This is a genomic window from Epilithonimonas pallida, assembly GCF_900182975.1.
Taxonomy (GTDB): Bacteria; Bacteroidota; Bacteroidia; order Flavobacteriales; family Weeksellaceae; genus Epilithonimonas; species Epilithonimonas pallida.
On sequence record NZ_FXUO01000001.1, the window covers coordinates 145,057 to 157,350 of the forward strand.

The 12,294-nt window shown below is 36.6% G+C and carries 12 protein-coding genes; 9 read left to right on the forward strand and 3 right to left on the reverse strand.

Translation table 11 applies throughout. The features are described from left to right. Positions 1–177: 177 nt before the first annotated feature. On the forward strand, positions 178–822 hold the full coding sequence (locus QOL71_RS00595) for a uracil-DNA glycosylase (RefSeq protein ID WP_283415073.1): 645 nt from the start codon (positions 178–180) through the stop codon (positions 820–822). Here the strand turns inward: QOL71_RS00595 and QOL71_RS00600 are convergent, their stop codons facing one another. After that, positions 823–1,242: a hypothetical protein gene (locus QOL71_RS00600; protein WP_283415074.1), complete on the reverse strand. Its 420-nt coding sequence runs from the start codon at positions 1,240–1,242 to the stop codon at positions 823–825. A gap of 9 nt (positions 1,243–1,251) precedes the next feature. Then, a complete protein-coding gene (locus QOL71_RS00605; protein ID WP_283415075.1) occupies positions 1,252–1,740 on the reverse strand; it encodes a DUF456 domain-containing protein in 489 nt (162 codons plus the stop codon). A gap of 86 nt (positions 1,741–1,826) precedes the next feature. Here QOL71_RS00605 and QOL71_RS00610 point away from each other — a divergent pair, with 86 nt between their 5' ends. The 8 genes from QOL71_RS00610 to QOL71_RS00645 all read left to right on the forward strand — a co-directional run bounded on the left by QOL71_RS00610 (position 1,827) and on the right by QOL71_RS00645 (position 11,600). After that, positions 1,827–3,086, forward strand: coding sequence for a mechanosensitive ion channel family protein (locus QOL71_RS00610; RefSeq protein ID WP_283415076.1), 1,260 nt, complete (start codon positions 1,827–1,829; stop codon positions 3,084–3,086). Positions 3,087–3,114: 28 nt separating this feature from the next. Further along, entirely contained in the window at positions 3,115–3,834 is a 720-nt protein-coding gene (locus tag QOL71_RS00615) for a pyridoxine 5'-phosphate synthase (RefSeq protein ID WP_283415077.1), read from the forward strand. 16 nt (positions 3,835–3,850) lie between these two features. Continuing rightward, entirely contained in the window at positions 3,851–4,624 is a 774-nt protein-coding gene (locus QOL71_RS00620) for an alpha/beta fold hydrolase (protein ID WP_283415078.1), read from the forward strand. Between the two features lie 75 nt (positions 4,625–4,699). Then, positions 4,700–5,650 carry an alpha/beta hydrolase gene (locus tag QOL71_RS00625; RefSeq protein ID WP_283415079.1) on the forward strand — a complete coding sequence of 317 codons (951 nt, stop codon included), beginning with the start codon at positions 4,700–4,702 and terminating at the stop codon, positions 5,648–5,650. A gap of 64 nt (positions 5,651–5,714) precedes the next feature. Next, complete coding sequence (locus QOL71_RS00630; protein WP_283415080.1) at positions 5,715–5,948, forward strand: hypothetical protein; 234 nt, start codon at positions 5,715–5,717, stop codon at positions 5,946–5,948. Further along, complete coding sequence (locus QOL71_RS00635; protein ID WP_283415081.1) at positions 5,945–6,943, forward strand: NAD-dependent epimerase/dehydratase family protein; 999 nt, start codon at positions 5,945–5,947, stop codon at positions 6,941–6,943. The genes QOL71_RS00630 and QOL71_RS00635 overlap by 4 nt, the downstream gene beginning before the upstream one ends. Before the next feature lie 93 nt (positions 6,944–7,036). Then, complete coding sequence (gene gcvP / locus QOL71_RS00640) at positions 7,037–9,895, forward strand: aminomethyl-transferring glycine dehydrogenase (protein ID WP_283415082.1); 2,859 nt, start codon at positions 7,037–7,039, stop codon at positions 9,893–9,895. 289 nt (positions 9,896–10,184) lie between these two features. Next, on the forward strand, positions 10,185–11,600 hold the full coding sequence (locus tag QOL71_RS00645; protein ID WP_283415083.1) for an OmpA family protein: 1,416 nt from the start codon (positions 10,185–10,187) through the stop codon (positions 11,598–11,600). A gap of 104 nt (positions 11,601–11,704) precedes the next feature. On the opposite strand, the gene QOL71_RS00650 is transcribed toward QOL71_RS00645, so the two are convergent. After that, positions 11,705–12,229, reverse strand: coding sequence for a hypothetical protein (locus QOL71_RS00650; RefSeq protein ID WP_283415084.1), 525 nt, complete (start codon positions 12,227–12,229; stop codon positions 11,705–11,707). Positions 12,230–12,294: the final 65 nt, after the last annotated feature.

The following is a 12,294-nucleotide window of genomic DNA, read 5'->3' on the forward strand; positions in this document are numbered from 1 at the left end:
ATTTTCATTCTACGAAGGGCTGTTTTTATAGATAATAACTCAAAAATCGCCCGAATTTATTACAATAAAAATTAAGCCAAATAGCTTTTAAGAGAAATTAACTTTATTTTTCACAGAAAAAGTCAACAAATTTGCTTTAGTCGAATTGTAAATTTAATTTTGTAAAAAATCTGAATAATGACCTGGAAAGAAGTTCTGAAGCCAATTAAAGAAAGTGATTATTTCAAAAATCTTTGGGAAAAAGTAAAAATTCAATACAATTCGACCAAATGTTTTCCTCCGAAAAATGAGATTTTCCGCGCTTTGGAACTCACGGAATTTGATGATGTGGAAGTGGTGATTTTAGGTCAGGACCCTTATCACAATGACGGTCAAGCGAATGGACTTTGCTTTTCTGTTTCAGAAAATGTTACTGCACCGCCTTCTCTCAAAAATATCTTTATTGAACTGAAAGAAGATATGGGAATCGAGAGAAAAAATAAAGATTTGCAGGATTGGGCAAAGCAAGGTGTTCTCCTTCTCAATGCAACTTTAACAGTAAAAGCGCACGAACCAAATTCCCACAAAGACCTTGGATGGGAAACGTTTACGGATTATATTATCAAACAAATCTCTGATAAAAAGCAAAATGTGGTTTTTGTTCTTTGGGGCGCTTTTGCACAAAAAAAAGCCTCGCTAATTGACGAGACTAAACATTTTATCATTCAATCGGCGCATCCTTCACCATTTTCTGTTCATAGAGGTTTTTTCGGAAGCAAGCCTTTTTCAAAAATCAATAATTACCTTTTAGAAAAAGGAAAAGATCCGATTCTTTGGGGATGATTAATTTTCCCTTTCATATTTAAGAGTCACAGTAGGTGCTTCTTCTTTTCCGCCAGGATAAGGCCTTACGTCCTGTAAAGTAAATCTGAATCCGGAATAGCTGAAAGATTTAGTCACCTGTTTTGGTAAAAAATCTCGTGTTGCAACCTGGATGTCTTTTGTTTCGCTTCCGGAAACAGCTTTCAGATTAACAATGGCGATGCCTTCCCATACGCAGGTCACATTTGCCGGACAACGGCTGTCTTCCGAGATGTTTTCAAATTCAATAGTGACTTTAGAATTAGGAATTGAAGCTTTTTTATTGATTCCCAATGTAAAAGTTTTGTTGTCAGAAGCTGGATTCTGGGTTTGAGATTGTGTTTTGCAGTTACTCATCAATAATAAGAGTGGCGCAAACAAAAGTGTTTTGAAATTCATCATCTTTAAATTTTAAAAGAAAATATAATAGCCAACAACCAAAAACATTGCCAGCCCGACCATTAGATTAAATCCTGTTCCGTAAACAAATCCAATAAAAGCACCTTTCATAGAATTGAAAGCCTTTTTCCGGTCATTGATATCGTGTAATAATTCTCCGACAAAAACACCTAATAACATGCCGATTAAAAATCCTAATGGGATCGGTATGAAAAATAATCCTAAAAGTGTCCCAACAAATGAACCAATGCTTCCATAACGTGTTCCACCATATTTTTTGTTGGTTTTTGCGGGAATAACATAATTCAGAACTGTGGAAACAAGTGTCAGAAAAACAAAAATCCAGACATATAGCATTGGCATATTATTTTCTGTCCCAAATTTGAAAATGAGTAATCCGCAGATACTCAACAATAATCCGGGCAAAACGGGTAGGAAGGTTCCCAACATTCCCACAAAAAGCAGCACTAGAGCTATTATGTCGATAAAAACAGAATCCATAGTTTTTAAATTAATTTAAAAATACAACATTCAAAGTAATGCCAAAAGTTTTTTTTTATCCTTAAATTTGAAAAATATTTCCAACAATGAAAAACGAAATCAAAGATTATAAAGATTTTCTTCAGCGAATCAGTGATGAAATTCATTTCTTCTGCAAAGATTTCTTTCCTGATGATTTTGTTTTGGCTTGTCAGATTACGCTCAAGTTTGCACTACTGACCTTACTGGTTTTTGTGGTTTCCTTTATCTTGAAAAATGGGATTAATCTTGTTTTCAGATTCTTTTTTGATAAAGAGAAATATCCTGTAATGAAATCTATCTATCAGGCAAAAGTTACCAATTCTGTGGCTAATATTTTGGCACTGATAATCGGGAAGTTTGCTTTATATTCGATTTTTTACAGGCATCCGAAAAGCTTTGACCTTCTTGAAAGGATGATCAATTTTGTGATAGTTCTTGCTATAGCCAATATGGCGTTCCGGTTTATCAAAGTGTTGCAGAATTATTACCTGATCCAGAGAGATTATTATAAAATCATTGCTATCAATTCCATTTCGCAGACCGTGAGGATTTTCGGAATGTTTATTTTCAGCGTTATTGCCATTTGTGTTATTTTCAATATCAGCGGCACCACGGTTTTAGGAAGTCTGGGAGCGATTACAGCTGTTATTGTCTTGATATTCCGAGATACGATTTTGGGCTTTGTAACGGGTATTCACGTAGCGACATCCAAGAATCTGAAAGTGGGAGACTGGGTTGCTATTCCAAAATATTCTATAGAAGGTAATATCGAAGACATCGACTTGCTGACGACCAAAATCAGAAACTTTGATAAGACCCTTTCCACGATTCCGACTTATGACTTGCTTACGACAGAAATCAAAAATATGCAGGTGATGTCCGAAACCAATACGAGAAGAATCAAAAAATCCATTGTCTTTAACATCAAATCCTTCAAATTTTTGGATGATGAAGCTTTTGGGAAGTTGTTGAAAATCAATCTGATTCACGATTACCTTGTTGATAAGAAAAAAGAGATTGATTCTCAGAAAGGAGCACTTGAAAATTCTGAAGAAATTATCAACGGTCAACAATTGACCAATATCGGAACTTTCAGAATCTATGCTTTAAATTATCTTAAAAATAACCCGAACATCGATCAGGAAGGAACGATAATGGTGAGACAAATGGAGATCACGCCACAAGGAATGCCTTTGGAGATCTATTGTTTTGCCAATGATTCTAACTGGGTGAATTTTGAGCAGATTCAGGCAGATATTTTTGATCACCTTTTGGTAGCTTCTAAGGAATTTGACCTCGAAATAATGCAGGTTAATAAAATTTAAATCAATTATCATTTATCAATAATCAATTATGACAAAACTAAGTGTCAATATCAATAAAATCGCTACGCTAAGAAACGCAAGAGGCGGCGATGTTCCAAGTGTAACGCAAGTCGCTGTTGATCTGGAAAGATTCGGAGCACAGGGAATTACCATTCATCCAAGACCGGATGAGAGACACATTACCAGAAAAGATGTCTATGATCTGAAACCATTAGTTACGACGGAATTCAATATTGAAGGTAATCCGCATCGACCGTTTATCGATATGGTCTTGGAAGTGAAACCGGAGCAAGTGACTTTGGTTCCGGATGCTGATGATGCGATTACATCTAACGCCGGCTGGGATTGTGAAAAGAATCTGGATTTTTTGAAATCTGTTATCGCTGAATTCAAAAATGCCGGAATCAGAACGTCGATTTTCCTTGACCCCAATCCGGAAATGGTGAAATTTGCTGCGGAAACCGGAACCGACAGGATCGAACTTTACACAGAAGCTTACGCCAAGCATTATTTTGACAATAAAGAATTAGCAATAGAATCTTATTTTAAAACGGCGGTAGTTGCAACCGAATATGGTTTGGGAATCAATGCCGGACACGATTTGTCTTTAGATAACTTAAAATATTTCTCAGATAACATCCCTAATCTTTTGGAAGTTTCTATCGGTCACGCCTTGATTTCGGAAGCTTTATATCTAGGTTTAGAAAATACAGTTCAGGCTTATCTTAAGAGATTGGCGAAGTGGTAATTATATTTAATTATTGATGGAAATTTTACATTCAAAAATATACGGAGAGCAAAGAACCGAAACACCATTATTAGTATTCCACGGATTGTTTGGGATGCTGGATAATTGGGGGAGTTTTGGGAAAGAATTTGGTGAATTGATGCCTACACATTTACTGGATTTGAGGAATCACGGCCGCAGTTTTCATTCAGATTCTATGACGCACGATGATTTGGCTCAGGACATTGTTAATTATATGGACGCTCATAATATTCCAAAAGCAAATCTCCTCGGCCACTCATTAGGAGGAAAGGCGGTAATGCAGTTCGCCATCAACTTTCCTGATCGATTGGAAAAACTGATTGTTGCTGATATTGCTCCAAAAGCTTATCCGCCGCATCATCAGGGAATTATCAAAGCGCTGCAATCTGTTGATTTTTCTACTGTAGAATCCAGGCAGGATGTGGAAAAAGTCTTAGAAGAATATATTCACGAAAAGTTTGTGATTCAGTTTCTAATGAAGAATCTCTATTGGACAGACGACAAGAAACTGGCCTGGCGATTTAACCTGAAAACTTTAGCTGAAAAATATACAGAGTTTGTCTCAAATGCCATTAAGTTTGGTGTTTTCAATGGTCCGACTTTGTTCATCGCAGGTGCTAATTCCAATTATATTTTACCACAGGACGAATTCCTGATTAAGCAACAATTTCCGCACTCTAAAATTATTAAAATCAAAAATGCGGAACATTGGGTTCAGGCCAATAATCCTGTCGATTTCAATGCAGCTGTGAAAGATTTTCTTCTTTAGCTGATTTCAAAAATTAATATGGATTTGATAATGGTATAAGCCTTGTATTATCGGATCCATATTTAATTTTCTTCTATGAAATGGCCAACGTCTGTTATCCTGATTTTTATTTTGTCGTTTACCAATGCTCAGGAAAAGCTCTCCGAAACTTTGAATTATAAAGATGTTACGTACAAAATAAAAGACACGGCTCAGCAGAAGCTCGACATCTATCTTCCTCAAAAAACAAATAAAAAATCTCCGGTTCTGGTTTTTGTTCACGGAGGTGGTTGGGCACAAGGTGATAAAGAGTTGAGAGACGATTATTACCTTAGTGATTTTGTTCTTAGATTTGTGAAACAAGGTTACGCTATGGTGAGTATCAACTATACTTTGCTTAATGAAAAGACACATTTCCCGACACCGATTGAAGATACAAAAGAAGCTATTCGTTGGATTCGTGCAAATGCCGAAATATATAATTTTGATTCTGATAATATTGGAATTTGGGGAGCTTCGGCTGGCTCACAGATTGGAATGATTGCTGCATATACGGATGATTCCCAGTTTTCAGAAAATACAAAATTTCCTAACTATTCAGCAAAAGTCAATTATTTCATCGATTATTTTGGACCGTCTGATATGAACAAATTGTTCCGTACAGAAGCACCGGGATTTGTTATTTTTATTTTTAAACTGATTTTTCCAAAGATTTATGACATCAGGAACAAACTGGTTTTTGGATTCACAGGTTATGATGTCAAAGAAGAAAAAGACGACGCTATTAACCTGCTGAATGTTTATTCACCAATCACTTATGTCAGCAATTCTTCTGTTCCGACACTAATGATTCACGGGACGAAGGATAAAATTGTTCCCTATTCACAGTCTGAAATTTTAAAGGAAAGCCTGGATAAGAATAATGTTAAAAATGAACTGATTTCTATTAAAAAAGGTGATCACGGACTTAATAAAGATGCTGACCACGAATTGATGTTTGAAAAGACTTTTAATTTTGTTAGAGAAAACACACATGCTAATTTCTGATAGATTTCAATAGCTTTGAGAAAGGTTTTTACGGAGAATTAAATTATCTTTGTAAAAATCTCTAATGAAGAAATATCAGGAAACGATTTATAAAATCATTTTACTTTTTTCTGTTCTTATCAATATATTTTTGATAGGTCTTTTATTTTTTGTTCTCCGGGATTCTTTTGCGGGAGAAGAAGACTGGTCTATAGAAGGCAGAGGTTTTTGGTTCTTCATAGGAATCATACTCGTTTATTCTTTAATGAACTCTATATTTATCATAAGGTTTTTAAAAATTAAATCCACACAGGAATGATTCTAGTAACCGGAGCAACAGGGATTTTAGGAAGAGTTATCGTTCTTGAACTTTTGAAGCAGGGAAAGGAAGTTCGTGCAACCAAACGACCATCAAGTAATCTGAAAGAGGTTAAAGAATCTTATCGTTTTTATACAGACAAGCCGGATTTTTATTTTGATAAGATCCAATGGATTGATATTGATTTCAATAATTTGGATTCGATTCAGATGGCATTGCAAAATGTGCATGAAGTGTATCATTGCGCCGCCAAAGTTAGCTTCAATCCTAATAAGGATAAAGAGCTTTACAAAACCAATATTGGCGGAACAAAGAACCTTTTGTACGCTGTGGAAAATTCCGAAGTTAAGAAATTCCTTTTCGTAAGTTCAATCGCCGTTCTGGATGGTTATAACGAAAACGGAATGATGGACGAGAATTCTGATTTCAATCCAAAGCTTGATCATTCAGGCTATGCAATTTCCAAACATCTTTCCGAGATGGAAGTCTGGAGAGCTTCCGCTGAAGGACTGAATACGATTATCATTAATCCGGGTTTGATTATCGGCTCAGGAAATTGGGGTGTCAGCAGTGGTGATTTATTTTCAAAGTCTGCTTATCCGTTTACTTATACTGGCGGAACAGCTTTCGTAGATGTCCGCGATGTGGCTAATGTTGCTATCAAGCTGATGGACACCAATGCTTTTGGTGAACGTTTCATCGTCATTTCAGAAAATTCTAAATTCAGTTTGATATCTGATAAAGTGAGAGCAGCTCTGGGGAAAACACCTGCAAAACCGGTTCCTGATTTTGTTTTCAATGTTTTACCCATTTTATCCTTTTTTGGATGGTTATTCCCGGTGTTGAGACTATTAAGTAAAACATCTTTGGAATCTTTGAAGCTGGATTCTAAAATTTCTAATGAAAAGGTCAGGAATCAGCTTAATTATCAATTTATTTCAACCGCTGACAGTGTTGATTTCCATTTGAAAAACTACCTTTCTGATAGGAAATAGAAGTTTCGATTTTCGATATTATAGATTGCGCAGTTCTTTGAAAATTAGTATTTTTACGAACCTTTTTAGTAAAATCTAATTCAAAGTTTATAAATGAACACACAGCAATTTGTAAACCGCCACATCAGCCTTAATGAAGCTGATAAAGCGGAAATGCTTAACAAAATTGGGGTTAACAGTATCGATGAACTCATTTCTCAAACCATTCCGGACAGTATAAGATTAGAAAAAGATTTGGAGCTTTCTGAGCCACTTTCTGAGTACGAAATGTTACTCCATTCCAAAGATCTGGCATCTAAGAATGTTGATTTCGATACTTACATCGGATTCGGTTACAATAACACGATTCTGCCTTCTCCAATCCAAAGGAATATTCTTGAAAACCCGAGCTGGTACACAGCTTACACGCCTTATCAGGCAGAGATCGCACAAGGTAGGCTGGAAGCGCTTCTTAATTTCCAGACAGTGGTTTGCGACTTAACAGGATTTCCAATGGCTAATGCTTCTCTATTGGACGAATCCACAGCTGCTGCCGAAGCAATGCATATGTTCTTCAACAACAGAACGAAGGATCAGAAAAAAAACAATGCGATTAAATTCTTCGTTTCCGATTTAGTATTGCCACAAACCATTTCTGTATTGAAAACTAAAGCAGAAGGTCTTGGAATCGATATTATTGTAGGAAACCACGATAATCATCAGTTTAATGATTCTTACTATGGAGTATTGTTGCAATATCCTGGCAAAAATGGAATAGTTCTGGATTATACAGATTTTATCACTTCAGCAAAAGGATTCGATTTGCAGGTTGTTGTCACTTGTGACCCGATGTCTTTGGTTAAACTGAAATCTCCTGCAACAATGGGTGCGGATTGCGCAGTTGGAACCACCCAGAGATTTGGTATTCCGATTGGTTACGGTGGTCCTCATGCCGCATTCTTTGCTTGTAAAGAAGATTATAAAAGAGATATTCCCGGAAGAATCATTGGCGTTTCTCAGGATATGTACGGAAAACGTGCATTGAGAATGGCACTTCAAACCAGAGAGCAGCATATCAAAAGAGAAAGAGCAACATCCAATATCTGTACAGCACAGGTACTTTTAGCTGTAATGGCCGGGATGTATGCCGTTTATCACGGCCCAAAAGGACTCAACTTTATCGCTGACCAAATCCATTACAAGACCAATGCTTTGGCAGATGCTTTAAAAGTGCTAGGTTATGATATTGTCGATGAGCCTGTATTTGACACTGTGAAATTCAGATTGCACGAAGAAGAAAAAACGTCTTTGAGATTATTAATGAGAGACAGAAAAATCAATCTGAATTATTTTTCTCAAGGTATTGTAAGTATTTCCATTAACGAAACTACAACCGTTGAGAAACTTAACAGGTTGGTTGATGCTTTTGCACAGTTCAAAGGCAAACAGGCTTATAAATTATCTCTTAAAGAAGAATATTCGATTCCGGCAGAATTGTTGAGAACAGATGAAATCCTGAAAGAAGAAGTTTTCAATAAATATCATACCGAGACAGAATTGATGCGTTACATCAAACGTCTGGAAAGGAAAGATTTGTCTTTGACACATTCCATGATATCTTTGGGTTCTTGTACAATGAAACTAAATGCGGCAACGCAAATGATTCCTTTGTCCTGGGCAGAATGGGGAAGTATACATCCATTTATCCCGACAGAACAAGCCGGTGGTTATCAGGAAATGATCAAACAGCTTGAGAAAGATCTGGCAGAAATTACAGGTTTTGCAGGAACATCACTGCAACCAAATTCCGGTGCGCAAGGTGAATATGCGGGACTAATGGTTATCCGAGAATATCACAAAAACAGAGGCGAAGGGCACAGAAATATCGTATTGATTCCTCAGTCGGCACACGGAACCAATCCGGCTTCCGCTGCAATGGCAGGGATGAAGATTGTTGTTGTGAAGAACCTTGAAAATGGAGAAATCGATTTTGAGGATTTGAAAGCGAAGACAGAACAGCATTCTGAGAACTTGTCTTGTGTGATGATCACATATCCGTCTACTTATGGATTCTTCGACGCTAATATCAAAGAAATTACAAAACTGATTCATCAGCACGGTGGACAGGTTTATATGGACGGTGCAAATATGAATGCTCAGGTTGGATTTACAAGCCCTGGAAATATCGGAGCTGACGTTTGCCACCTTAACCTTCATAAGACTTTTGCCATTCCTCACGGTGGTGGTGGTCCTGGTGTTGGCCCGATCTGTGTGGCGGAGCATCTGGTTCCGTTCCTTCCAACCAATGCCAATATCCCTGTAGGAACAAAAGATGCGATTGAAGGGATTTCTGCTGCGCCTTATGGTTCTGGATTGATTCTGAATATCTCTTATGCTTATATCAAATTATTAGGAACTTCCGGTTTGAAAAAAGCGACTGAATATGCAATTTTAAATGCTAATTACCTGAAAGAATTATTGGCAGAACATTTCCCGATTCTTTATGCGAATGCCAACGGCAGAGTAGCGCACGAGTGTATCGTAGACTTCCGTCAGTTCAAATCTTTGGGAATTGAAGTGGCTGATGTTGCAAAAAGATTAATGGATTATGGTTTCCATGCACCGACAGTAAGTTTTCCAGTAGCAGGAACATTGATGATAGAACCAACAGAATCGGAAAGCAAAGAAGAGATCGAGCGTTTTGCTGAAGCGTTGATCAATATCAAGAGAGAGATTGAAGAGATTGCTAATGGTGATGCTGATGCAACAAACAACGTTCTCAAAAATGCACCTCATACCGAGCAGTTAGTAATTTCCGACAATTGGGATAAACCTTACGGTAGAGAAAAAGCGGCTTATCCATTAGAATGGGTGAGAACACATAAGTTCTTTGCTACAGTTGCAAGAGTGGATGAAGCATATGGTGACAGAAACCTGGTTTGTACCTGTGAACCGATCGAAGCATATATGTAATAAATGATTTTGAGTTCAGGTTATATAAAAAGCCTCTCCATTTGGAGAGGTTTTTTTGTTGTATTTAGATCATCATATTCCTTTGTTTCATAAAAGGTTGGTCTGCAAAAATAGCAATGTAAATAGGAATGATTTTTTTTATATGATTCAAAAAAATAAACAAATTTTATTGTTGGTATGGTAATTGGATATGTGAACGCATATCTCTCTAAATATAGCAATATTTAGAAAACAAGTATAATATTCCAATTATACTTTTAATAAGTAAAACAATTAAAATTTATTTTTTATGAAATCAAAATTAACTATTTTGTCACTGGCTTTGGTGTGCCCGGCCGTGATGTTCTCACAGGTTACTCAAACTACTACATCGTCAGCTGAAACAACAACGATGGATACAACTCCAAGCTATAACAGCTGGTCCATCTCTTTTGGTGGTGGTATACCATTGATGCAAAATGCCGATCTGAGATCTATCCAAAACGGAAATACATTGGTAGGCTATTCTGCTTACTTCAGTATTGACAAAGCGCTTTCTCATACATTTGGGCTGAAGTTGCAATACGACCGTGGGGAAACAAGACAAGGTTATTTTAATACAAAAGATGCGGCGCCTGCTAATGCTGCTGCTAATCTCCAGGTTGCAGGTAGAACACAATATGATGGAATTTCCCTTATAGGAGATATTAACCTGTCTAATTTATTAAGAAGAGTTGATAGAAAATCAGACTTCAGATGGGCAATCCACGGATATGCCGGTGCGGGAGTTTTGGCTTACCGCGCTTATCAGAAAGACGAATTCGGACAGAGATTAATGACAGAGAAAAAGCCTTTCAAATTCAATTCATTGTTTGGACAGGCTGGTGCAGGCTTGAAGTATAAGATCAGCAACAGAGTAGACATCGAAGGAAGATTGATGTACGTTATAACAGGTGATGATGAATTTGATGGTGGTGGTGACCAATATAGTGCTGTTAACAGAATCAGCTCTCATACAACGGACAACTTTTTCAATGCTACATTGGGGCTTACTGTTAACCTGGGTAAAAATGCTAACCATATCATGTGGGTTGATCCTTTGAAAGATATCTATAATAAAATAGATGAGTTAGAAACCAAAGTGGACAATATCCAATTGTGCAAATCCGGTGATGCCGATAATGATGGCGTTTGCGATGACTGGGACAGACAGCTTGATACACCGGCTGGAGCAAGAGTTGATGGTTCAGGTGTTGCTCTTGATGTTGATATGGACGGTGTAATTGATCTTTATGATAAGTGTGTGACTGTGCCGGGTCCTGTAGAGAACAACGGATGTCCGCTTAACAATACAAATAATGGTGCTGTATCGGCTGATGAAACCGTGATGAACGGAATTGAGTTTGATCTTAATTCTGACAGAATCCTGCCAAGCAACAACTCTATCCTTAATAGTGCTGTGAGCTATATCAATTCAACCAATGGGTCATATGTGGTTGTAGGAGCCACAGATACAAGAGGTACTGAAAGTTATAACCAGGCTTTGTCCCAAAGAAGAGCGGATAATGTGAAACAATATTTGATTTCCAATGGAGCTAATTCATCAAAACTGGAAGCACAGGGTAATGGTAAGTTCGACTTGAAATACCCGGAGTGTAATCCTGCTTCAAAATGCCCTGAATGGAAAAACAGAGCCAATAGAAGAGTATATTTTAAAGCAAAATAAATTTTAATTTTTCTATTTAGAAGACTGCTGGCAACGGCAGTCTTTTTTGTTTAAAAACAAATTTTTCAAAAAAGATGGGGTAATTTTAAATAAGCAGTAATGTGTTATTTTTCTAACTCTTTAAGAAAATTATAGGTTGCAACTTTCAAAGATTTTCGTAAGTTATTGCTTGGATCTGCTCCACCACTTTTCCTTATTCCTTCAGTATTATAAATTTGATTATTATTTGGAATTGTATAAATAACATTGCTTTTAAGCGTTGCTACGGAAAAACCGAAAGACCACAAAATGTCTGTAATTTTTGTCTCAACTAATATATTAGATTCATTGCTGGTAAGGCCATTCCAATTTTCAACATATTTTAAATTAAACTTTGTCTCTGCTGCCAATTCTTCAATAGATTCTTTAAATACCATATTAACATCAGGTGCCTCAGATGGTCCTAATATATTAGTATACATTCCTTTGTAATTGATGATGCGCTGGCTGTCGGAATTCAGTTTAAAATAAATTGTTTTAGAATTATAAAAATTCTTATTTAATGTGTTTTGTGAGAAATTGCTGCTGGTGCCACAACTAATCAGAAATAAAGCAAATAAAGTTATAAAAATAAAGTTAAGTTTTTTCATGGAATATATTAATTATACCCTGTAAATATAATTTTTTTTTAATAATTATTGTCTTAAACTTCAGT